Genomic DNA, 22,437 nt, shown 5'->3' on the forward strand with positions numbered 1-22,437 from the left:
CATTTAACTAACCGTCTGATTTCCCTTCGTTTGTCCACTCACAATCTCCAAATAAATCTTCCGCAACTCCATCTTCTTCCTCACAAGCTGTCTGATATTAAACGGTACAAGCTGCGAAACAATCTCTCCAAATACCCGTTCTGCCACTTGTGTTTTCGGTACGCTAATGTTGATGATTGTATTTCCATTTGAAACGGTTATTGGCGTTTCTATAATTATACCATTTTCCATTTTTTTCATAGATAATTTTGGGTATTCACTAAGTTCAATCTCATACCGATTTTCTTCTTCATACATTTCCTGCAGCTCTTCTATCGTCCCTTTTGTGATGATTCTTCCATCCATGATAAAGGCAATCTCATCACATAGCTCTTCTGCCTCTTCCATATCATGTGTAGTCAATATGATGGTCTTTCCGCGTGCTTTCAGATCCAACATGATCTCTCGCAAATCCTTCGTCCCTTCAGGATCAAGGCCTAATGTTGGCTCATCCATAAAAAGCAACTCTGGTTCATGAATCAGCGTCCGAGCAATATGAAGTCGCTGTTTCATCCCTTTCGAATATCTCATCGTAAGCTGATGTTGAGCATTCGTCAGACCTAACCGTCCTAGCCAATAATCAATTCTTTCCTCTAGAACATCAGTCGGTATTTTAAAAAGTGATCCGAAATAGCGCAGATTATCGCGTCCGCTCAGCTGCCAGTATAATCCGGTCTCTCCTCCGTACAGAAACCCAATCTTTGTCCGGATCTTTTTTTCATCTTTATAAATGTTATACCCTAGAACTTCTAACTCTCCAGATGAAGGGAGCAGCAGCGTATTCATCATCTTAATTGTTGTGGATTTACCAGCTCCGTTCGGACCTAGAAGGCCAAAGATGGTTCCTTTCTGCACTGTGAACGTAAGATCCTGAACGGCTTTTTTTACTGTACCTTTATTGTTGAACTCTCGTGACAGTTTATTTGCTTTGATGACATATTCCATTGTCTCAACCTCCTTAGGCTGGGTGTTTTCTGAATTTATTAACTGACTCTAAATAGATGCTGTATCCCACAACAGAGAATATCGTTAAGATTAACAACTCGATATAAACATCCGGATTCGTCCAATATGGGATATTATCCGTCAGGAATGCACGGAACGCATCGACTGAATGCCTAAGCGGAACAAATTCCGAGAGCGTTTGAAAAATAGGCGGAAGTTTCTCGACTGGCACCGTGAAATTTCCTACTAACATGAGAAACACAAGCGAGAAGTTAGGCAGCATCTGGCTGATTTTATCGTTTAAGTTTAATGCAGCTAAGAAGATTCCGAACGAATACGCCGAAAGTGAAAACAGCAGTAATAATGGAATGGCCGCAAACAGCTTAAGCCAGTGTCCCAGCCCTGGAATCAGCAGCGAGCTGATGACGGCATATGTAAAGAGGATGATGAAAAAGCCTTTAATAAAATAAACGATGGATCTCCCGATTAAAATCAGCAGCAATGACGTCTTTGAAATAGTTAACAGATCAATACGGTTCTCATCAATTTCATCGCGTAATACGTTGTACACATCGATAAATAAAATGTGGGCAGCGGGGATTAAAATATTGCCGTACATCGCAAACTCTCTCATCCCCTGGCCGCCGATTATATTCGCGATCCATATGAAGAACAATGATTGAAAGATAATTCGTACAGCGAACGTTCCGATAAATATCTTGAGAGGAAGTTCATTTCTCTGCATCCTCCACGACAGCTTCGTGTTATAAAGAACAAACTGAAACGTATTCATAGATTAATCTCTCCCCTCACTCTAATTTTGTTCATGATGAATTGATAGATAACTCGGGCAAAGAGTCCATAAAGTATTGAAATCAACAGTGTATACATAAGAAACATCCAATCTACTCTGTTATGAATGAAAACGTCCTGTATCCAGTGGGTGCTCCATGTAATCGGGAACAAATAGGCAATTCCTTTTATGAAAGGTGGAAAGTAATCGACTGAAACAATCATGCCGGATAACAAGAAAATCGGGTACGTGACCGTTTGGATAATCTTGCCGCCGTGAATTGTAAGGAATAGGAGTAAGACAATTGGCAGTCCGATGGCGTATAACGCAGCGGAGTATAATAAGATGCCGATGACGATGTAAATGAAATCGGTCATTCCGAGTGATATTTGAAAAACGGTTATTCCCGTTACAATGCTTATAACAAAACTCGGAGTCGATAGCAGGATACAAAAGAACAGCCGCTTTGCCCATATTCCGAACAGATCGGTTTGCGATAATAAACTGTAAAATATCGTCCTCTCACGGTTAAACTCATGCCTGACGATGATGCCGCCTGCATATAGCAGCACTTGCCACATGGTCATCTGAGCTACACCAATAAAAACAGCTAATAATGCAGCGTCGCTTTTTCCTGAGGATTGATACAAATAACCGAATAACAAGGTGAAAATGATTGGCTGGATGAAGATTTGAAAAATGATGGTCGGGTCTCCAAGCATCTTCGCTTGCTGGACCTTCAATATGTGATAAAACAATGTCTCTTCCCCCTAACAAGTGTTAATTTCTGTATAATTACTAATAGTACGTACTTGTTTGTTACTTGTCGCCACCCAATGTGGTGTGAATTTCCCCACCCAATTACATTAGGAAGGAACAACAGACATGAATTGGTTACCAGACCACTCGGCGGGAGTGCCTATTTATAAACAGATTGCCGAACATTACGAAAGTCTTATCGTCAAAGGTGAGCTGCTGCCAGGATCTCGCCTTTTAACAGAACGTAACCTGGCCATCCAGCTAGGGGTGAACCGAAGCACAATAAAAAGTGCCTACAATGAGCTGAAGGCTTCTGGCTTAATAACGTCGATAAAAGGAAGCGGTACGATAGTCAGTGAATATTCATGGGAAATCGATCCTCCTAAACTGATCAACTGGAACCGTTTCAAGGGAGTGGCATTCAATCCAACGGCTGTAATTAACAGACGCATTCGTGAAGTCAGCCGAACCCCTGGAATGATTGATTTTGCCAACGGCGGCATTTCAAAGAGCTTATATCCAGTCGAAGAACTTCAAAGATTATTGCAAAACATAGAGCTTACCGCCAACTTAGAATACTCCGATGTGAAAGGCGATCTCGAGTTTAGAAAGACACTCTCTGACCATTTAAAGAAACAATATGAGGTTAGTGCTGACACACAAGAAATCTTGGTAACGTCAGGCGCACAGCAAGCGTTCACCTTGATCACCCAATGCTTGCTTAACCCCGGAGACAGTGTAGCGGTCGAGTGCCCTTCATATGCGTATTCTTTAAAATGCTTTGCTGTAGCCGGTGTGAAAATGGTGCGGCTTTCTGTGGATGAAGAAGGAATGCGGCCTGAGGAAATAATAGAATTATATAAAAGGCATAGAATTCGCATGGTACTTACCCACCCTACTTTTCAAAATCCAACAGGAACCACGCTTAGCTTACATAGAAGAAAAAAGCTGCTGGAAATTTGCAGTGAGCTAAAGATTCCGATTGTAGAAATCAACTTTATGAACCCTTTAGTGCATAATGATTGTGACCCTCCCTCGCCATCACTGTTGGCGTTGGATGCCAACAAGGAACTGGTCATCCATATCGAGAGTTTGTCAGACACAGTCGCACCCGGCATGAGAATCGGTTGGGTCATCGGTTCAAAGTCAATTATCGAACGGTTGTCTGAAGTGAAACACGAAATCGATCTTGGTACATCAGCCATCTCACAGCACATTGCCTCACAATATATCTCGAGCAGCTGGGCGAATAATGTAAGACGGTACACAGCAGAACTCACGAAAAGAAAACAGCTGATGAACCGTACACTTACAGAAGAGTTAAGCAATGAATTTGATTGGAGTACACCAGGAGGCGGAGGCACGATCTGGGGGAAGTTGAGGAAAACATGTAACGAACTTGAACTCTTGGAATCTTGTATTAAAGAAGGGGTCATGGTGGTACCAGGAAGTATTTATGGAGCAGATAAAGGATATGTGCGGCTTTCTTACGCGCACTGCCATGAGAACGAAATTGTTGAGGGGATTATGCGGTTTAAGCGGGCGCTGAGTGTTTAATTGGTTAACATTTATCTAATACAATAATTTGCTAATCTTTTTCAGTAAACTAAGATTCTCTAACAATTAAAAATCATTATGGTTGGGGGCATGTATGGTTACAATTCGTAAAGCTGAATTGAGTGATTTGTCATTTTTATCAGACCTATATACTGAGTTGAGCGGGTATAAAACAAATCTTGACTTAATGAAACGAAATTTTAAAGTAATTTCAAACAATCCTAATTATTTTGTGGTTGTTGCAGAAGATAATCAAGTTATTGTTGGGACTGCCATGGGGATTATCTGCAGCGACCTGGTTGGTAACTGTAACCCGTTTTTATTGATAGAGAATGTAGTCGTTACATCATCTTTTAGAGGAAAAGGTATAGGTCAGTTATTAATGAAATTTCTTAAAAAAATCGGAAATGAAAATAATTGCAATTATGTAATCCTAATATCTGGTGAGGTGAGAACCGATGCACACTCCTTTTATGAAAAGGTTGGATATGATAAACAGCTAGGATACAAAAAGAGATTGCAGCCTCAAACAAATAGTTAATAATATTTAAAGTTATTTGCCCGGATAAATATGTGCATAGACTTAAAAAAATTGCCCCGTCCATAAGAACTGGGCTACACATCGATTTTATTTCTAAAAATCTATTAAACCAGTAGAAAATTATTTTCTTTCGTGAGGGCTTTTCCATCCTTTTACCAATCGTATTAATCTGTCTTAATTTCATAAACAGTCACTATGCCCTTATGAAGAGCACGCTACTATAACTAACAATAATCTAAGTGTCATAATTAGAACTCCAGTAATAAATTTCTCATTATTAAATGCACCTTTCATAAGGATTCTATTTGAACCTAAAGGAGATTCTTATTATTTTGCAGGAGAACACTCTAATGCCCTTTCTATCTTGCTGCGGTTCTCATAAATCCATAAAAACATTTGTTTATTTGTTTCAAAAAGAGATGCGTCATGACAGAAAAAAGCCATAAATATACTTTGAATGCACAACATGACATGCCAAATTGAAAGTATTTCTTGACTGCTCAATGGATTTACAGTCGAGTACCCTTTTACTAAATGAGCAATAAACTCGTCCCATTTTTCTCTTTGTTTATCATCGCCAAAGATTTCACTCAGAACACTTGTTGAGCAATAGCACAGATCAAAGATTCTCACATTTACTTCGGCAATTTCAAAATCTAGAATCCCCTCTACTTGTTCGCCTTTAAAAACAAAGTTGGAAACATGAGTATCGCGGTGTATGAGCTGTTTCGGTAATTCATTAGCTATCTTCTGGATATCTGTCTCTATAGATTGGTAGATACTCTTTAATTGTGGATCATCATGTATTTTCATGACTTCTTTAAACGCCCAATGATAAACGATCTGATATAAATCCCGATCCGGAAATTTATCAGCTAAGGATGTACCTACTAAACTTTTATGCAGAAAACCAATTGTTTCACCAAGAGAAAGGGATATGGTAGAGTCTTCCAATGCATGATTAGCTTGTTTAATGTCACCTTCTATAAATTCATAGACAGTGTAAATTTCTTGATTCTGCAAGAAAGTAAACTCTCCTGATTGACTTGCCACAGGCAACTGAACTTTTATCAGATCTTCATCTAATTTTTTCAAAAGCGTAACTTCTGCCAGCACACTTTCTACATTGTCTTTTTTCTTTATTATGTATTTATTTTTATTTGTTTTTACTAAAGTAACCCTTGGAGATAACTCTTTCCATTCCAAGATCTTCAATCCCCATTGATTTGGAACTTGAATGTAGCTGCTTGCATTCATGTTTATTTCTCCTGTCTTATGTTTTTTAGCTTGGCAGGTATCATTTCCTTCTATCCTTTTTCGGCGAACCCCGCTTTTCTTTTATTTTTAATTAACAATGCAATCACTGAAAAAAAGAAAATGATAAAACCCAATAATCCTATGGCTCCACCTTCAAAGCCCCTGACAACAAAATAGCTGTAAGCAATAATTCCAACCGATGAAGTTAAACCTAGCAGCGCAGGTATTTGAATGATATAGCTATTGAACCTTATCTTTAAGTAAACTGTTAATAAGAGAATGATAACCCCAACCAAGCACCCAATCCCAAACAGCATTCCCACTTCATTCTCCTCCTTTTAAGGTAAGCCAATTAGTTTTCACCAATCCCTTTAGCTAGCAATAAGAAAAAAACAAAGACCAGCACCGCTCCATTCGTTAACACACCAATTATCCCGGATAACCACCGCTTAGAGATTAACGCAAATATAATTCCAATAAATGAAGTTGAACTTAGAATGACAATGGCTAACCTCAAATCAGCGTTTGGTCCTCTTAAAATAAAAAACATACATGCGCTAGCCACAACCATTAGAATTGAAACAACTCCAAATTTATTAATTGTCTTCATCCCCCTGCTAAAAAAATTTGTTCCCAAACTTTCTCTCACACTTAATCCCAATTATTTCAAATTACGCGGATATACTCAACCTTTTATTACCAATTAAAAAGGCGCTTACCTATTTCAGATAAGCATCCGTTTGTAAAATAAATTTATTCATCATCTAAATCAACTTCAGCATATTCTTCTGAGGCAAGTATAAATGCTCTCAAATTAGGAGCACATTCTTCCAATACTCCATCTTCGTGATACAAATAATATATTTTATCCCCCATTACTCCATTACTTGTTTTGAAACATAACTTATCTCCAGACCCATCTTCTCCAATAGCAATAAAGTCATCTGGGATTTTTTCATCTTTAACTTCTGTATTTTGCCTTACAATATCATCCCAAGTCTTTTTAGGATTACTTTTCTCCCGAACAGGATGGAGTATCCATTCTCCTATTTCTGCGTTATTAACTAACGTAAAAAGCTCTTTATACTGTTTTGGAAAAACAGAGCCAAGTTTATCCTCTGCTGCCTTTAAATCTAGTTCACTCACTCCTGGTTTTCTTGTTTGAATAAAGTTTAATAAGTCTTCCATTGAATCGCCTCGCTCTCATTGACTCCGCCTATCCTATTTAGTTGAATAACTTTTGAATTTTTAGAACCACTTCTTTCGGTCTTACATCAATATTTGTTAACTGATTTAATTCAATCCAAACCGGAAGATACGTTCCTCGGTTTCTGTTGGAATCTGTATACTCTACACCCATCCCTGTACCAAAATCCCCTTCTATTATCTCAGCATTGAAAAAGTATTGAGTACCGGTAAACTCAACTTCTGCAATACAATCACTTATATGAACCGTAACACCTAATTCCTCTTTGGCTTCTCTTTTCGCTGCTTCTTTAGGTGTCTCTCCTTCTTCTATTCCACCACCAGGGAATACAAAATAGACGGAATCGTCTCGAACCCTTTTAATGAGAGCTACTTTACTATTCTCGACTATAACCACTGACCCTCTATCTCTCATCTATTTCCCCTAATAATTATTTGGTTCTTTTCTTTTTTCTGAACAAGTTTAGAACCGATTTTTCGGAAGGACTGTTATTACAGAAAAACTGCGCAATTTCTTTAACACGGTCCATTGTTATGCCTTCTCTTTGTTCTTTGGCTAGAGGATGATCGCTTGGTTCAAGCTCAATATATGGCCGTAAATCCACTGAACGTGTATGTACAAACGTTTTTAAATTTAGTGTGTCAGGATACAGTGGAAGCTGTGTAGATAACCAGCCAAACATAGGGTCTAATTTTTCACAATCTGGGTCATCCCAATGTTCTAACGTAAGTTCGAAATTTTTTTCACTTAAGGAGACCCAGACACCCCAAACAAAGGTTTCATCCGAATCAATGACAGGTATTTCAATACAGCCTCTAATGAAGAAATGCTCGCCATCCATTACGCATAGATCATCGTTAATTTCAAAACGCTTCTTACGTTCCTTGCGCGTAGCTTCTTCATAATAAATCGGTGCAGGGCTTGCATAATCAAATGGAAGTTTGTTATGAAATTTACCGCAGCAGCTGCATATGTACCCTTTTGTTAACTCTGCCATAGCTATTCCCTCCTTCACCGTTTCAACCGTTATCTGCAAGAAAGTCCTTAGCCATATAATAAGCATGTGCTGTAAACAGCTGTGTTTTTATCTGGTTTCTCCTGATTAACTCTCCAAAACTGTTAAAATCAAATTCATATACATTGATCTCTTCGGTTTCATCTAAATTCTGTTCATATTCTTTATAAGCATCCTTTATAAGATACGTGATGATTTTGTTCGTTTGTGTAGCTGGGTTTACCATAAACTCACCTAATTTTATCGGTTTCATTCTGGAAGTGTACCCTGTTTCTTCTCTCACTTCTCTAAGTATCCCATCCTCATACGACTCATTAGCTTCTATTTTCCCAGCCGGAATTTCTAAAAAACAATCATCCCCTGCGTATCGGTATTGTTCTACCAGAACAATCTGGTTGTCTTTTGTCATGACTATGGCGTTCACCCAGTCAGCGTATTCATTCACATAATAATTTTGGATCACCACCCCGTTCGGCAGTTCACACTGGTCTTTTCGCAAGTTTCCGAACGGCGTCTGATAACAATATTCCGAGTTTAATGTTTTCCATTTTTCCATTTGCATTTCCTTTCAATAATGAATAAAAGACGCTTTCTTTGTTCTAGATTGCGTCCTCCACTTTAACCTAATCTTATATATCTCAAGCATCCACTTGAAAATTATTTTTCAGCTTCCGTATATAGATGATTTGCCCGATATGATATGCATTATGTGTTGCAACATTTCCAAGAATCTGCCACCATTTTGCAGGTTCAGGGAAACCTTTTACTTCACTCTCGATTTTCTCTTCCGCTAAAAGCTCTTGCCATTTTAACAGCACCTCTAAAAGGTGTCCTTTTAGGTCATTAAACGTTTCATTTTCCGGAATGATAAAGCTTTTATTATTATCACCTATAGGTGGAACAGCATGAACGGTAGATTTTTCGTACCTGGTTTGCCATGTTTTATTCCAATAAATCAGATGCTGAACAATTTCAGCGATGCTATTACCATCTTCGTTTGGCTTCCAAAACGCATCTTCTTCAGATAAATTGGCAACTGAATCAGTAAATGGAAGATACCAACTACCATCATTCGCATTAGCTAATAATTGATCAGACAATAAGTCTTTTACATGTACCATGCTTTGCACACTCCTGATAAACATTTTTTGGCCGAACATCATAACCTTTCTACTTTATAAAGCTTTATCCCTTTATTATTTTTCAGCGTCTTCTTGCTGATTATCAATCAATTACGTAAATTCCCAACATATACTCTTTTAGATACGGAGAAAAAGATAAGGGGTTAGATGTGATGAGATCCAATTACAGAAGATGGTCACAATATCCTTACCAAGGCGAGCAGACCCCGCCGACTCCTGAACCGGCACCTGCCTATTTCCCAATGTTTTTTATCCGCAGGCAAAGCAGCAGTGAATTTCTGGATCCCTTTGGACAGCGAATTGTATGGCAGATTAAAAATCCTTTGGAGATTGATTGGGGCAAAGAATTACTCTTAGTCGAACAAACGTTATCATCATTAACTCCACAGCAAATATACAGCGCGCAATACTGGGGGACGGTGGAAGCTACGCAAATTATGACGTCCATGATTTACAGCTTAGGGAAAAAATATAAGCTGGGATCACCGTACATCGCCAGGATTCTCAGTAATTTTCATGCTGCGGTTAACGATACCTTTGTCATGTCGTGGCATTTTAAATATCTTTGGGATGTGGCACGTCCAAATCAATATGGCCGGAACTTAAATACAGTATTGACCACACCGCGTTTTCCAGCCTATCCTTCAGCTCATGCGACGGTTGCTGGATGTGCAGATGCGGTATTGTGTTATTTCTTCCCTCCAGAAGCACCAGGAATCATAAACGTAATGGAACAATGTGCATTATCCCGTTTGTATGCTGGCGTCCACTTCAAAGCCGATAATGATGAAGGAATGCGATTAGGAAAGCAAATCGGCGGAATGGTTGTGGATGTATTGAAGGCTCAGAATCTGACGTCGTGACAAAGAGCGTTGCCGTATTGCGGTGATGCTTTTTCTCTTTGTTTTAAAATAAAAATAGTAAATATGTGGTAAAATTTATAAAAAGTATTGAAAGGCGGTTTTAAAGACATTGGACAATTGGTTATTTGTTTTTATAGCGAATATTATTGGTGGAGTAATTGTTTTTTTTACTTTAATGTTCCTTCTCAGCACAGCAGGAACAACGATGGATACAGCTTTTTTCATTGGAATATTTTTATTTGTCCAGCTAAGTTTTGTGACAACTTTACTATTCCATGTGTTGAACAAAGTTAAAAATCTTGAGAACCAAAAATACGAAAATGTTCAATAAACATTTTGCATTTTTAAGTAGTTTTTATGCTACTTTTAACAACTTCACAAAAGTTGAGCAAGAGGAAATAAACGCTTTTTCATTTGCACTACTAAATTCCAATTTGTAATAAAGGAGAACTATGAAAAAAATTCTTTTTACGAGTTTACTAGCTGTAAGTTTTTTATCCTTGTCAGGTTATCAGTTGTATGAAAAACGAGCAAAAGCAAGTGAAGACATGAAAGGTTTTATAGAACCAGAGCCATCCGGTTGGGTGGATTATAGCAAATCTTTAAATGAATATATGTACTACAGAACTCAAGCTGTGGTAAAAAATGATATTCATATTCTTTGGGATCAATATCCGGCTCTAAAGGATAATATTGATTTAAGACAAGGGGTCAATGGAGAGAAAATGGAAGTTGATTCATTAAATGAAGGCTTGGATTTAATAGATGCCAATTACGACATTGAAAGCTATGAAAGAATAAAAGTGAAAACCATTAATGAGAATGAGGTAATTGCTTTAGTTCATGGCAGCATTATTTATACAATAAATGATTTCGGTTCTTCTGGTGGAGAGTATTTAATCAAAGTATTTCTAGAAAAGAAAGACAATCAGTGGATCGTCGTAAAAACGGACGAATACACGATATCTGAATATAAAGATTGGGTGAAAAATAAGGGGAAATAATAGTTTTTTAGAACAAACAAAAGGAAGGCAGCCCGTCGACTGCCTTCCTTTTGTTCGCATTAAAGAGTTACTACAGAATCAGAATCATCACCTTGCTTGTCGCTCATCTTCAAACATGGCATTTTGCATAAACCCGGAAGCACTTTCAAGACTTGTGTCTAAAGAAGTGATAAGAGAAGAACGATCACAGATCACTTTTGCATTTTCGTACAGAGATGCAAGAAAATATACGATTTCCCTAATTACTTGTATACTTATAAAAAGAGATATTTATCGTACATAAATAGTAAGTAAGGGGAAAATGAATGTCCATTCTTATCGTTGATGACAATCCAGTCAATTTATTTGTAATAGAGAAAATATTGAAGAATGCAGGCTACGAAGAATATGTTTCACTTTCCTCTGCAAAACAATTATTCGATTATATGGAGAATAATGAGAAACAGAGCAGCAAGTCGCCTGTTGATTTGATTCTGCTTGATATTATGATGCCCGAAGTCGATGGCATACAGGCTTGTCAGAAACTGCAGCAGGATGAGCGCTTTAAAGACATTCCGGTTATTTTCATCACGGCGATTGAAGATTCTAGCAAGCTGGCGGACGCGCTCGATGCCGGCGGGATGGATTATGTGACGAAGCCAATTAACAAAGTCGAATTGCTAGCGCGAATTCGTGTAGCACTGCGTCTGAAATATGAAAAAGATTGGCACGCTGAACAGGAGCAGAAGATTCAGCGTGAACTGGACTTGGCTATGCATGTGCAGAAGGGACTGCTGAACCCGCCGCTTGAAGAAGATAACATACGGATCAATGTTTCCCACCTGCCGTCATTTAAGCTCGCCGGCGATATGTACTATTGGCACAAGTTTTCCGAGAATAAGTATGGCATCATCCTGCTCGACATGATGGGGCACGGCATCTCGTCCTCTCTCGTCTGTATGTTCATCTCGTCCGTTCTGCGCGATATCATCAAAGAACTGACCGATCCAGAGCTCGTCATACAAGAGCTGAACAGGTACATGGTGCTGCTGCATAACCCGAACAATGAGTATGATTACTATTTCACAGGCGTTTATCTTTTGGTAGACACGGAAAAAAAGACAGTGGAATATGTAAATGCCGGGCATCCGGAGGGCTATGTCCTTGTAGACGGAACGGAGCTTCACACGATTGAAAGAGGCTGCTGTGCGGTCGGCTTCTTTAACCAGATTGATGTGAAAAAGTCCGTCATCCAGTACGAAGACAGCATTCAGCTGCTGCTGTACACAGATGGCGTGCTCGAAGCAAACGGCGGTGAAGAAGAGCACATGATGAAGAAGCTTCGCTATGTAGCATCTGAGAAATGGAGCAACGTCCGCTCCCCAATTCACCTTGTGCTGCCTGAAGAACAGCACACCGGTCAGCACGATGATATGTGTCTGATGATGATTCAGGCGAAATAATGAGAACAGCCTGCTAATGTGAGTTCACTGGCAGGCTGTTCTTGTAATAATCGTTACTGTAGTTTAAGAGAAAACACTTCTTGCCATTTAATATTGTCATAGCCAATTCTTTTGTAAAATTCGTGTGCTTCTTTTCTATGGCCGCCGCTTCTTAAACGAACCTCTTTATAGTGATTCTCTCTTGCCCACTTTTCACACATGCGTACGAGTTGTTCTCCATAACCTTTCCGACGATAATTTACATCAACGACTAGACCGCCAATTTCAGCAAAAGGATTGACATCGATTAAGTGTCTGCCATGAACATGTGCCCATCCTGCCAATTCGTGATCACTTAATTTGATAACAAAAACGGCATGATCCTTATCAGACAGTATTTTTTCGAGATGCCGATATACTTCCTCTTCAGTAACCTCATACCCATGTTGACCTGATAATCTGGCAATTTCTTCAGAATCAGATAACCTTGCCTTTGTAATTGTCATTAGTCACCTCTTAGAAATCTTTGGTGTGCTTCTTTAACGATTTTAAAGTTAATAAAACAGTTAAAACACCTAGCCAAACAAAAAGTACAATTGTAATAAGTGTAAATATTTTGTATCTCAAGTGATGAGGCTCCATCCCTAATTGAGAAGACAAACTACCTATCAAATTATTAGGAAGTAAAAAGTACAAATCGAACAAAATAAGAAAGCAAAATAATACTTTTACAATAATGAACACCTCCCCAATAGGCTGCAGCAAATATTAAGATCTCTATCCTTTAGATACAAGTTCGTTATCCTCGCTTCAGATTTTTTTACGTAAAACATCCTTTTTCAAGTACATACTCCTCATTGGAATTTTTAATAACGATATCAAAATTCTGATGAAAACGGTGCATGAATAATTCATATTGAATTCGGCGCTGACTATGAGATTTTCTTAAATAATTGATATCTGTTCCTCGCTCGGAAACATCGCGTATGCCTCTTCTTAGCAGCTCGGTTTCTCCGTCGGTATATAAGTAAACTTTTAGATCGTACAAGTTAGGGTCTGTAAAGGCAACGGTCATGCCTTCTACAATATTCACTTTGTTTTTCGAGGAAATGAGTGTGCTTTTTGTGTAATTCGTGCCGATCGTATAAAAATCTAAACCATCTCTTAACATACGAATGTCTCGCTCTAAAGCGAAAGCATGATGAGCAGCAGGATGACAAGCTGTCATTTTATCACGATGATGTTCATTCTCATATTCATAATCTATAAACGTGTACTTTCTAAGACTCGAGCCTATTATGTATGTATCTGTATTGATGTAATTCACATTAACATGTCCCAGGCGCTTTAATAAATTATGCGCAAACGTTGTCTTTCCGGATGCACCATGACCCGAAATACCAATAATCATTCGTTTATCTTCATTGCCAATTAAGTTAGCAATCTCTTGCAGCACTTTGTCCATATTTGCCCCCAGTTTTAAAAAGTTCCTTTAGAATTATCTACGCACGCACTCTAACTCATGGGCTAGTAATCTCCCAATTCAATATCCATTAATGGCTCGTATTTATTTGGTTCCGCTTCTTTATAAACCCTAATGAAACGAGCCTCAAATAAAGGATAAGGCTGTAAAAGAGTTTCAGCCTGACTCATCATTAATGACAAATCATTTTGTGATAATCCCCAGCTAGTTTGGCCTAATGTAAGGTGAGGGATGAATTGATCATATTCAAAATACCTTTGAATCAAATCAGCTGATGGTGATACAGCTTGAACCAGCCTCCTATGCAGCTCAACAACACCCTCTGATTCAGCCCCCAGGAACAGTACTTCACTGCCAAAGTAAGCAGGGTGTTTAATGGATACAGAAAAAGGGGAGAATTCTTTGCATACCTTCTTTACTTCTTCTAGCCATGTAAGGTCTGAATTCAATCCCCCTTGAGCTTTAACCGTGATATGCGGCTCTGAGTCGATGGTTATCCACTCTTGCTGAAATTTCATGATCTTGTCTTTGTATTCATCTGGCGGAATGATCGCTATGAAGTATTGCATCGGTGTCCTCTTTTCGTAAAGTTATTTAAATAAAGATTTTAACTCTTCAGGAACAATGACGACATCTTGAATTTCATATTTTTTGTCGGGAGTTAAATGAAGCAAAACCATCTCATCATTATTAAATTCTAACAGCTGATATGTCTTGTAGCTTGTACCTGCACTCATGATTTCATTTATCTCTTTTAACGTTTCTTTTGAAACATTTTTCTTCCGTCCCTCAGCCACAAGCGTTTGAGCTAGGGCGTAATTCTCCACTCTGACAGCTTCTTTAAACGACAATCCTACATCAACCGGACCATCTTTATTAGCAGCTTGATAAACAATAAATCCTAGCACGAAATTAAGTCCAACAGATACAACTAACATCGTTTTTTTGAGATTCATATATTCTCCCCCCTGTTATTAGCTGCGTTTTAGCTTTATCCTAAATTTACCATAACAATAAAAAATGACATACGAATAATTCATATGTCATTGTTACTTTATTAAGTTATACTTCATCACTTCAACTCAAAATTATATTGCTGTGCAAATTCCTTTAACTTCATTTCACTAACTTCACCAAGCCGTTCTGCTTCTCTCAATTTCGACTGTGATTGAAACTCCAGTCCTGGATCCTTTTTTTCGGCACCTTGCATCTTGAGTTCGACTGCTTTGGCGTTCGCTGCAACAGCTTTTGCGAACTCATCGTTGGACTTCTTAAGGTCATCTGATTCAACGTCTAATGATTTGGCTTCCTTCACCAGTTTATCGAAGTCTGAGACAATTTTTTTCTGTTCATCGACACCCTTGCCTTTAACAAGACTAGGAACCGCCTCTCTGGCTTGTTTAAAAAGCTTTTGCTCTTTTTTAACGATGTCATTGCGCTTGGATACATATTCTTTAAAATCTTCTTTGTCACTTTTCCCACAGGCTGTTAAAGATAGAGATAGTAACGCACAAACGATAATAAGTAACGCTCTTTTCATTCCGTTCACCTCTAGAAGTTGTTGTATTACACGCTACTTATAATCCTAATTTACTGACGTAATGATGTCTAGTCCAATTACAACAGGTTTCATTTCTTTAACGATGTGATGGCCAGGATCCTTGCATTTTTCTGAGCTGCATAATTTGACCTGTATGATAAGCGTCGTGAAGGAAGATGTCCATCAGCTTCATATCAAGGTCTTGCTGATCAACCTTCTCAACAGACAGGTTGCTCAGCACCTGTCGTAAACTAAGGTTGGCGTTTTCTGCACGTTCAACGACTTTCTGCCATTCACTATCATCATTTGATTGCTCCGTGAGAAAGAAATTTTCATCACCGCTCAAGTGATTTACCCATTCACGGCCTTCAAGGTTTGCCACAAGCCGCTCTTTGTAATAGATAAGATGATTTACGTTCTCCCAGATGGATTTTGTTGCTTCTCCATCCGGCCTCCACCTTGCTTGTGCTGCCGTAATACCTTCCATCGCATCTTTAAGTGGAGCGAACCAGCTCTCTTTATCAAATGTTGAGTCGAGCACATTCAGAAGCAAGTTAATACGATTCATATTTATCTCCCCTGTTATATTTTTATCGATCTAAGATTTGATAATCCTTTGCAATTGAAATCGGTATCATATGCTGATTAGCAAAATCATTTAAATCACTAAATATGTTTTCTGGAACAAAGTTAACAATACGGATGTTAAATCCTTTCTTTAGTTGTATCCGCGCACCTTTGGTCGTCCAGCCATATCGCTTAAAAACAAGCTTGATTATTTCATTGGGGTAAACTATTTTTTTATGAATTGGCAATGTGATAAATAGTATTTCATAGGTTAAACCCTGAACGGCTATCTCAAGCTTAAATCGGATAAAGAGGGCTGCAAAAATAAACATAGCGATAGCAAGCTGAAAATAAAACAACCATCCAGAAATATCACCCATGAAAATCGATGCAATGATAATAGTTAATAAAAAGACTAACGGTACTCTTTCCGTTTTTGCAGTGTAAACCATCCACCACCCTCCTTTTAGTAAATTTTAACATAAGTCATTATTGAACTATTAACTTCTATTTATTAAAAAAGACGCGCAGATTCTATTATCTGCGCGCCTGTAAAACTATTTTTTTTGATAAATCTTCACACACTCTGCAAAATCGTTATATTTTTCAGCGCAGTCAGCGAACTGCATCGACTCTTTATCCCCGAGGCCGAGAAACCCTTTTGGCGAAAGACTTTCATAAAACAGATCGTGCACTTTATTTTGAAGGCCTACGGTGAAGTAAATCAAAACATTGCGGCAAAGAATCACGTGAAATTCGTTGAACGAATGATCTGTAACAAGATTATGCTGCGCGAAGCTGATTTGCTTTAGAATCGAAGGCTTCAAATAGGCAAATTGGCCATCCGCTGTGTAGTATTCGCTGAATGCCTGTGTCCCGCCCGCCTGCATATAGTTTTTCGTATAGTTTCTCATCTTCGTAAGCGGGAAAATCCCCTTGCTCGCCTTCATTAGCACGGCTTCGTTCATGTCGGTAGCATACAATCTCGTCTTATGGCTGAGGCCTTCCTCTTCCATTAAGATTGCCATCGAGTACGCTTCCTCCCCCGTCGCACACCCGGCATGCCAGATACGGATCTCAGGGTAATCGCGAAGCATAGGAATGACCCGTTCCCGGAAAACTTTGAAGAATTCCGGGTCACGAAACATCTCTGTCACGTTGATCGACAAGTCGTTGAGTATCTTCGTCATAAATGCCGGATCATGAAGCACTTTCTCAAGGACACGAGTAATGGTCGGAATGTGTTCAAGCTGCATCCTGTTTTTTATGCGTCTATGAACCGATGACTGCATATACTCACGAAAATCAAAGCCTGATACACGGTATAACCCTTCAAGCAAAAGATCCATCTCTAACTTTTCTTTATAGCTCGTTTCTTCCTCTTCTAACTTCCATTGGTCCATCATCTCTGTTCAATCCTCACTTACTTTGCATCCAGACGTGCATACATGAAAATAACTGCTCGAGTTTGAGCGGCTTGCTGATGTAATCAGACGCTCCTGCCTCAAGACACTTCTCACGATCGTTCTTCATCGCCTTTGCTGTCAGCGCAATGATCGGTATTTCTTTAAATTCATGCTGTGCACGGATACGTTTCATCGTATCGTACCCGTCCATCTCCGGCATCATGATATCCATTAAAATGAGGTCAATTCCCTTTTTATTATCAAGAACCTCTAAACATTCAATCCCGTTGTTCGCCGTCAGGATCTTCATCCCTTTTTGCTCAAGAGCTGTTCTTAGCGCAAATATATTACGGTTATCATCATCGGTGATCAGCACCGTTTTCCCATAAAACACGCTGCCTTCACTGTCTTGCGGTTCATATGCTGCCGGCATTTCAATCGCCGCTGGCTGTTCAGATGTCCCAATCTCCTGCACCGGCGTCTCAAGAGCAACAGCTGCTTCTGCATATGCACCTTGGAACGTTTCAGCAGCAAAGCTTTCATCTGTAATACTCGGCAGGATGAGGGTAAACGTACTTCCCTTTCCTTCTTCACTATCTAACTTGAGGTGTCCGCCAAGCAATTTTGTGAACTCACTGCTGATAGAAAGCCCGAGGCCCGTTCCGCCAAACTTGCGGATCGTTGCACCATCCGCCTGCTGGAAAGCTTCAAAGATTAAATCGTGCTTATCTTTCGGAATTCCGATCCCAGTATCGGTGATCGACAGCTCAAGCCAATAATCTATACCCGCGTGCTTCATACCGCTCGCGACCTTTTTAATGGAAACAGACACCGATCCTTTTTCAGTGAACTTAAACGCATTTGATAATAAGTTCTTAACAATTTGCTGGAAGCGCTTCTCGTCTGTCTGGAAAAGTACAGGAACATCGTGGTCGCTATGAATCTTAAAGTCGATCCCCTTCTGGTTGGCAACATGCGCGAAGTTTCGTTCCAGACTTGCAGGGAACTCGCTCATGTTCACTTCACTGAGCATAACCTCCAGCTTACCAGCTTCCACTTTGGAAAGATCCAATATATCATTGATCAAATTCAGCAAGTCCTGGCCGGAGGAATGGATAACTCTAGCAAACTCTTTATCCTCTTCTGAAAGCGACTGGCTGCCGTTCTCTGCAAGCATCTCAGACAGGATAAGGATGCTGTTCAGCGGTGTGCGCAGTTCATGAGACATGTTCGCCAGGAATTCGGATTTATACTTCGAACCGAGCGTGAGCTGCTTCGCTTTCTCTTCCAGCTCCTGCTTGGCGATTTCAAGATCTTTCGATTTCTCCTCGGCTTCATGCGAGCGCGATTCAAGCTGCTCGTTAATCATCTGCAATTCTTCTGACTGCATCTGCAGCTCTTCTGACTGCGTTTGAAGCTCTTCTGATTGTGCCTGCAGCTCTTCGGTCATTGCTTGAGATTCGGTCAGCAATCTCGAAATCTCCATCCGGTCGATCACACGGTTGATCGTCATACCGAACGTTTCAACAACTTCTTTTATAAAGTTTAATTGCAGCTTACTGTATTCCTTCAGGCTTGCAAGCTCTATGACCGCGATCACTTCATCTTCATGCAGCACAGGCGCGATCAATATGCTCCTCGGCTTCACTTCACCTAAACCAGATGAGATGAGCTCATAATCGTCCTCAATTTTGCTGATCACATGAAGTCGTTTTTCAAGTGCACATTGGCCGATCATGCCTTGTCCAAGGATAAAGCTATTTCTGCCAATATCATCTGCCGAACCTGCAAAAGAAGCTTTTTTAACAAAAACAGCACTGCTGTCTTTTCCTTCTCGTATGTAAAAAGCGCCGAGTGAAGACTGTGTCATTTGAGCTACAGATGAAAGAACTGTCTCTGCAAGGTTTTCAACGGATGCAATGCCTTGGTTCTTGCTTACTACGTCTGTCACACTTCTCTGCAGCCAGTCGCGGTCCTCAAACGTATCTAGAAGTTCATTTGTCGCTTCGCCTAAATCTCTGATCTCATCATTCGACTTCACATGAATACGTTCGGTCAAGTCACCGCCAGTCGCCATCGCGCGTATTGTTCCGACAACTGCTCTGATTGTTTTAATGATGGAGCCCGAGATGAAATACGCGAGCGTGAACGAAGTGATGATCACAAAAGCGAGCAAGCTGTACAGACCGATATCCAAATAATTGTTCTGCTCGTTCAGCTTTTCTGCCCGTTTCTCTGTGAGTGCTTTCTCATCATCACGGAATGAATCGAATTGCTGCAGCACCTGTTCAATCTCTTTCTTGCCTGGATCTTCTTTAAAGAAGCGCTGAATGCCTTCTGAATCATTCTGCTGCCGCAGCTTAATCGACGGCTCAGCTGCTACTCCGATCCATTTCTCAATGTTTTGATTAATGGCAGATATATCTCTTTGCTGTTTAGGATTATCGGCCATCAGCTCGTTCAGTTTTTCGAAATCTTTGTACCATTGTGCACGTGCCTCGTTATAAGGCTGAAGATAGTTTTCATCTCCCGTGATGACATAACCCCTCTGCCCGGTCTCCATCTTAAGCAGATCTTTTTCAATCTGGCTTGTTAGATCTCTCACCGTAATATCATGGTTGATGATAAAGTTCCGTTCCTTCTGCATCGTTTCGAGCTGGTTATTGACGGCCAGAATCGCAACGATCAAACAAACAATAATCACGACATAGCCCGTCACAATTTTTTCGCGAATCCCAAAACGTATTCTATTTTTCATAATTCATCCTGCCTTTACAAAAATCGTTATTACCTCATTATAGTCCTATTATTCCTAGTTAGATAGTTTGAGCTTAGTACGAATGTGCTAGACGTCCATTTTAGTAAGTACAAGCTTCAACAATGGGATAAGCTGCATAAATTAATCATGAATAGTATAAAAGGAGGAGCAATATTTAATGAATGATAGACAAATGTTTAACCCGTATGGCCAGTATGGAGGACAGCAGTATCCGGGTCAGTATGGCCAGCAATTTGGCGGACCTCCTGGACCACCTCCAGGTCCGCCTGAGGAAGATACTCCTCAGTACGGCCCGCCGCAGCAGTTTTCTCAGTCTCAAGTACCACAATCATTTTTCACTGCCCCGCCTGCCTCTCCGCAGCAGATCCGGTCTATGATGTGCCGCTGCTTAGGAAGATGGGGACTTATGGGATTGCGGTCTCAAGGTCCTTTTGGAAGAGACTTCTGGTTCTACCCTTCTGAGATCCGCATCAACTCTGTATCTGGCTACATTTGGCGCGGCAACCGAGCGCAAAGAGTCCGCTACAACTATAACCAGATTCGTAACTTTATGTGCTTCTGATGAAGTTACCAAAAAAGCTGCCGAGAGAGTCCTTTAAGACCATCTTAGGCAGCTTTTTTATAATGGGATCACACATCACGAATAGGTTGTTTTTCCTTGCTTTCCTCATTAATTAATAGAACTCCTAACAATCCCAGCAATGAAAACAGAGCAGGAATGATAAAACCATAATGATAGCCGATGTTTATTGACGATTGCGGAAATAGATCAAGCACACTTCCGAAAAAACTCGGCAGCAAAACCGCGCTTAGAAATCCACCCATGTTGGCAAATCCCGAAACGACGCCCACCTCTTCAATACGAAAGGATTTTCGGACGACGGCGAATGTCAAGGAGCTTGCCCCATTTCCAAATCCAATGATCAGCAGCAATAAGATTACCATGCTGAATGAAGGTTTCACACCTGCTGCAAATAATCCTATCCAGCTGAAAAACACAATTAAATGTATGATGGTGTATGTTCTTTTTATCGAATCCAAACGGCTTGTAATCCAGCTGATTAACGGACCTCCTATCATCGCTCCAAGAAGGCCGTACATGATCAGCTGGCTTGCTTCTGAACGTGACAAATCAAATACTTGGATGCCATATGGAACGCCCCAAGATCCGATAAACCCTACATACGTTCCAACCACACCAAAGTGGCAAAGGAATGTGGCCCATGCTTGGCGGGCTGTGAATACTCTGCGGAGAATGACCCAGACATTTTCACGTTTTTTAGTGGCAGCTTTCTTTGCTTTTGATTCTTCCTCTTTAAACTTTTCTTTAGGTGTTACAACTAGAGTGGTGTATAGGAGATAGGATATTAACAGCAGTACAATTCCCATCGTAAGAAACGGCGTTCTCCAGCCTGTACTTTGAATCCATAAAGAAAATGGCAGCGTGGCTGACAAAGATCCAAGACTCGCTACCATGGAAACGACTCCGATCAATCCTACGAATTCATGTACCTTGAACCATCGGCTTAAAATGAGGACCACGTTAACAAAAATCATCGAATCACCTATACCTACTAAAAAACGCGAAAAAATCAGCACATACTCATTCGGAGCATAACTGAACATAAGGCTCCCCAGTCCATTAAGGAGTGTGCCGATGATTAGAAAGCGATTTGGTCCATATCTGTCAGATAGCAGCCCTACTGGAATCTGCAATCCGGCATAAGCCAAAAATTGAATGCTGCTCAAAAGGCCGATGACCGCAGCCGAAACTTTGAAATCATGCATTAATTGGTCTGTAATAAGACCTGGCGCGGTTCTCTGGCTCACAATCAAAAAGTAAGCCAGTAAGACGGTTCCAAAAACGATCCATCTGTAGCCGCTTTCCTGTTTGTTCATCTTGATGGTCCTTTCTTATAAGATACTGATTACTATATAATGGCATAATCCATTTATTTCGGGTACTAAAAGGACTTCACTTTCTTATTAAAGTTTTGACTAGAAATTCAAGCATTAACCATGTCTAAGCCTTAACAGGAAAAAGAGAAAGGCGTACCGAGTGGATAACGGTACGCCTAAAGTATTGCAATAAATTTTCTCGCATCCTAAACCTTTAGTT

The 22,437-nt window shown here is 39.9% G+C and carries 27 protein-coding genes; 6 read left to right on the forward strand and 21 right to left on the reverse strand.

Annotation, left to right across the window (positions count from 1 at the left end; translation table 11 throughout):
* Positions 1–3: 3 nt before the first annotated feature.
* From CGZ90_RS05710 to CGZ90_RS05720, 3 genes are read right to left on the reverse strand one after another with little or no spacing between them, the layout of a single operon-like run.
* A complete protein-coding gene (locus tag CGZ90_RS05710) occupies positions 4–984 on the reverse strand; it encodes an ABC transporter ATP-binding protein (RefSeq protein ID WP_094251345.1) in 981 nt (326 codons plus the stop codon).
* Positions 985–997: 13 nt separating this feature from the next.
* Positions 998–1,777 carry an ABC transporter permease gene (locus CGZ90_RS05715; protein WP_094251346.1) on the reverse strand — a complete coding sequence of 260 codons (780 nt, stop codon included), beginning with the start codon at positions 1,775–1,777 and terminating at the stop codon, positions 998–1,000.
* Complete coding sequence (locus CGZ90_RS05720; RefSeq protein ID WP_094251347.1) at positions 1,774–2,535, reverse strand: ABC transporter permease; 762 nt, start codon at positions 2,533–2,535, stop codon at positions 1,774–1,776. The genes CGZ90_RS05715 and CGZ90_RS05720 overlap by 4 nt, the downstream gene beginning before the upstream one ends.
* Before the next feature lie 127 nt (positions 2,536–2,662).
* Between CGZ90_RS05720 and CGZ90_RS05725 the strand changes: the two genes are divergently transcribed.
* Both CGZ90_RS05725 and CGZ90_RS05730 read left to right on the forward strand, forming a co-directional pair.
* Positions 2,663–4,093, forward strand: coding sequence for an aminotransferase-like domain-containing protein (locus CGZ90_RS05725; RefSeq protein WP_094251348.1), 1,431 nt, complete (start codon positions 2,663–2,665; stop codon positions 4,091–4,093).
* Positions 4,094–4,187: 94 nt separating this feature from the next.
* Positions 4,188–4,634: a GNAT family N-acetyltransferase gene (locus tag CGZ90_RS05730; protein ID WP_094251349.1), complete on the forward strand. Its 447-nt coding sequence runs from the start codon at positions 4,188–4,190 to the stop codon at positions 4,632–4,634.
* Between the two features lie 327 nt (positions 4,635–4,961).
* Here CGZ90_RS05730 and CGZ90_RS05735 read toward each other — a convergent pair whose 3' ends face one another.
* The 8 genes from CGZ90_RS05735 to CGZ90_RS05770 all read right to left on the reverse strand — a co-directional run bounded on the left by CGZ90_RS05735 (position 4,962) and on the right by CGZ90_RS05770 (position 9,234).
* The gene (locus CGZ90_RS05735) at positions 4,962–5,891 is read right to left on the reverse strand and encodes a phosphotransferase enzyme family protein (RefSeq protein WP_094251350.1); all 930 of its coding nucleotides are present in this window, start codon (positions 5,889–5,891) and stop codon (positions 4,962–4,964) included.
* 50 nt (positions 5,892–5,941) lie between these two features.
* Positions 5,942–6,208 (reverse strand): YesK family protein, encoded by a 267-nt coding sequence (locus CGZ90_RS05740; RefSeq protein WP_240515385.1) that lies wholly within the window; start codon positions 6,206–6,208, stop codon positions 5,942–5,944.
* A 35-nt stretch (positions 6,209–6,243) separates the two neighbouring features.
* Complete coding sequence (locus CGZ90_RS05745; RefSeq protein WP_240515353.1) at positions 6,244–6,501, reverse strand: hypothetical protein; 258 nt, start codon at positions 6,499–6,501, stop codon at positions 6,244–6,246.
* A gap of 143 nt (positions 6,502–6,644) precedes the next feature.
* Positions 6,645–7,079, reverse strand: coding sequence for an SMI1/KNR4 family protein (locus CGZ90_RS05750; protein ID WP_094251352.1), 435 nt, complete (start codon positions 7,077–7,079; stop codon positions 6,645–6,647).
* Positions 7,080–7,116: 37 nt separating this feature from the next.
* Positions 7,117–7,512, reverse strand: coding sequence for an NUDIX hydrolase (locus CGZ90_RS05755; RefSeq protein ID WP_094251353.1), 396 nt, complete (start codon positions 7,510–7,512; stop codon positions 7,117–7,119).
* Positions 7,513–7,528: 16 nt separating this feature from the next.
* Complete coding sequence (locus CGZ90_RS05760) at positions 7,529–8,095, reverse strand: DUF2199 domain-containing protein (RefSeq protein WP_094251354.1); 567 nt, start codon at positions 8,093–8,095, stop codon at positions 7,529–7,531.
* A 22-nt stretch (positions 8,096–8,117) separates the two neighbouring features.
* The gene (locus CGZ90_RS05765) at positions 8,118–8,669 is read right to left on the reverse strand and encodes an NUDIX hydrolase (RefSeq protein ID WP_094251355.1); all 552 of its coding nucleotides are present in this window, start codon (positions 8,667–8,669) and stop codon (positions 8,118–8,120) included.
* Between the two features lie 82 nt (positions 8,670–8,751).
* Entirely contained in the window at positions 8,752–9,234 is a 483-nt protein-coding gene (locus CGZ90_RS05770) for a DinB family protein (RefSeq protein WP_094251356.1), read from the reverse strand.
* 173 nt (positions 9,235–9,407) lie between these two features.
* Here CGZ90_RS05770 and CGZ90_RS05775 point away from each other — a divergent pair, with 173 nt between their 5' ends.
* From CGZ90_RS05775 to CGZ90_RS05790, 3 genes are all read left to right on the forward strand, one after another.
* Entirely contained in the window at positions 9,408–10,118 is a 711-nt protein-coding gene (locus tag CGZ90_RS05775) for a phosphatase PAP2 family protein (RefSeq protein WP_094251357.1), read from the forward strand.
* Between the two features lie 452 nt (positions 10,119–10,570).
* A complete protein-coding gene (locus CGZ90_RS05785) occupies positions 10,571–11,122 on the forward strand; it encodes a hypothetical protein (RefSeq protein ID WP_094251359.1) in 552 nt (183 codons plus the stop codon).
* Positions 11,123–11,427: 305 nt separating this feature from the next.
* Positions 11,428–12,564 carry a SpoIIE family protein phosphatase gene (locus CGZ90_RS05790; RefSeq protein WP_094251360.1) on the forward strand — a complete coding sequence of 379 codons (1,137 nt, stop codon included), beginning with the start codon at positions 11,428–11,430 and terminating at the stop codon, positions 12,562–12,564.
* Between the two features lie 53 nt (positions 12,565–12,617).
* Here the strand turns inward: CGZ90_RS05790 and CGZ90_RS05795 are convergent, their stop codons facing one another.
* From CGZ90_RS05795 to CGZ90_RS05835, 9 genes are all read right to left on the reverse strand, one after another.
* Positions 12,618–13,049, reverse strand: a complete 432-nt coding sequence (locus CGZ90_RS05795) for a GNAT family N-acetyltransferase (RefSeq protein ID WP_094251361.1) — start codon at positions 13,047–13,049, stop codon at positions 12,618–12,620.
* A 314-nt stretch (positions 13,050–13,363) separates the two neighbouring features.
* A complete protein-coding gene (locus CGZ90_RS05800; protein WP_094251362.1) occupies positions 13,364–14,008 on the reverse strand; it encodes a uridine kinase family protein in 645 nt (214 codons plus the stop codon).
* 62 nt (positions 14,009–14,070) lie between these two features.
* Positions 14,071–14,595, reverse strand: a complete 525-nt coding sequence (locus tag CGZ90_RS05805; protein WP_094251363.1) for a 2'-5' RNA ligase family protein — start codon at positions 14,593–14,595, stop codon at positions 14,071–14,073.
* Between the two features lie 21 nt (positions 14,596–14,616).
* Positions 14,617–14,982, reverse strand: coding sequence for a hypothetical protein (locus tag CGZ90_RS05810; RefSeq protein ID WP_094251364.1), 366 nt, complete (start codon positions 14,980–14,982; stop codon positions 14,617–14,619).
* 116 nt (positions 14,983–15,098) lie between these two features.
* Positions 15,099–15,566 carry a hypothetical protein gene (locus tag CGZ90_RS05815; protein WP_094251365.1) on the reverse strand — a complete coding sequence of 156 codons (468 nt, stop codon included), beginning with the start codon at positions 15,564–15,566 and terminating at the stop codon, positions 15,099–15,101.
* Between the two features lie 97 nt (positions 15,567–15,663).
* Complete coding sequence (locus CGZ90_RS05820) at positions 15,664–16,134, reverse strand: DinB family protein (protein WP_094251366.1); 471 nt, start codon at positions 16,132–16,134, stop codon at positions 15,664–15,666.
* 22 nt (positions 16,135–16,156) lie between these two features.
* Positions 16,157–16,585 carry a hypothetical protein gene (locus CGZ90_RS05825; protein ID WP_094251367.1) on the reverse strand — a complete coding sequence of 143 codons (429 nt, stop codon included), beginning with the start codon at positions 16,583–16,585 and terminating at the stop codon, positions 16,157–16,159.
* 105 nt (positions 16,586–16,690) lie between these two features.
* On the reverse strand, positions 16,691–17,536 hold the full coding sequence (locus CGZ90_RS05830) for a CheR family methyltransferase (RefSeq protein WP_094251804.1): 846 nt from the start codon (positions 17,534–17,536) through the stop codon (positions 16,691–16,693).
* 16 nt (positions 17,537–17,552) lie between these two features.
* A complete protein-coding gene (locus CGZ90_RS05835) occupies positions 17,553–20,297 on the reverse strand; it encodes a CHASE3 domain-containing protein (protein ID WP_094251368.1) in 2,745 nt (914 codons plus the stop codon).
* A 178-nt stretch (positions 20,298–20,475) separates the two neighbouring features.
* On the opposite strand from CGZ90_RS05835, the gene CGZ90_RS21270 reads away from it, so the two are divergent.
* Positions 20,476–20,880, forward strand: a complete 405-nt coding sequence (locus CGZ90_RS21270; RefSeq protein ID WP_094251369.1) for a hypothetical protein — start codon at positions 20,476–20,478, stop codon at positions 20,878–20,880.
* A 68-nt stretch (positions 20,881–20,948) separates the two neighbouring features.
* On the opposite strand, the gene CGZ90_RS05845 is transcribed toward CGZ90_RS21270, so the two are convergent.
* Complete coding sequence (locus tag CGZ90_RS05845; RefSeq protein WP_094251370.1) at positions 20,949–22,217, reverse strand: MFS transporter; 1,269 nt, start codon at positions 22,215–22,217, stop codon at positions 20,949–20,951.
* Between the last annotated feature and the right edge of the window lie 220 nt (positions 22,218–22,437).

The organism is Fictibacillus aquaticus (assembly GCF_002245695.1).
Classification (GTDB): Bacteria; Bacillota; Bacilli; order Bacillales; family Fictibacillaceae; genus Fictibacillus; species Fictibacillus aquaticus.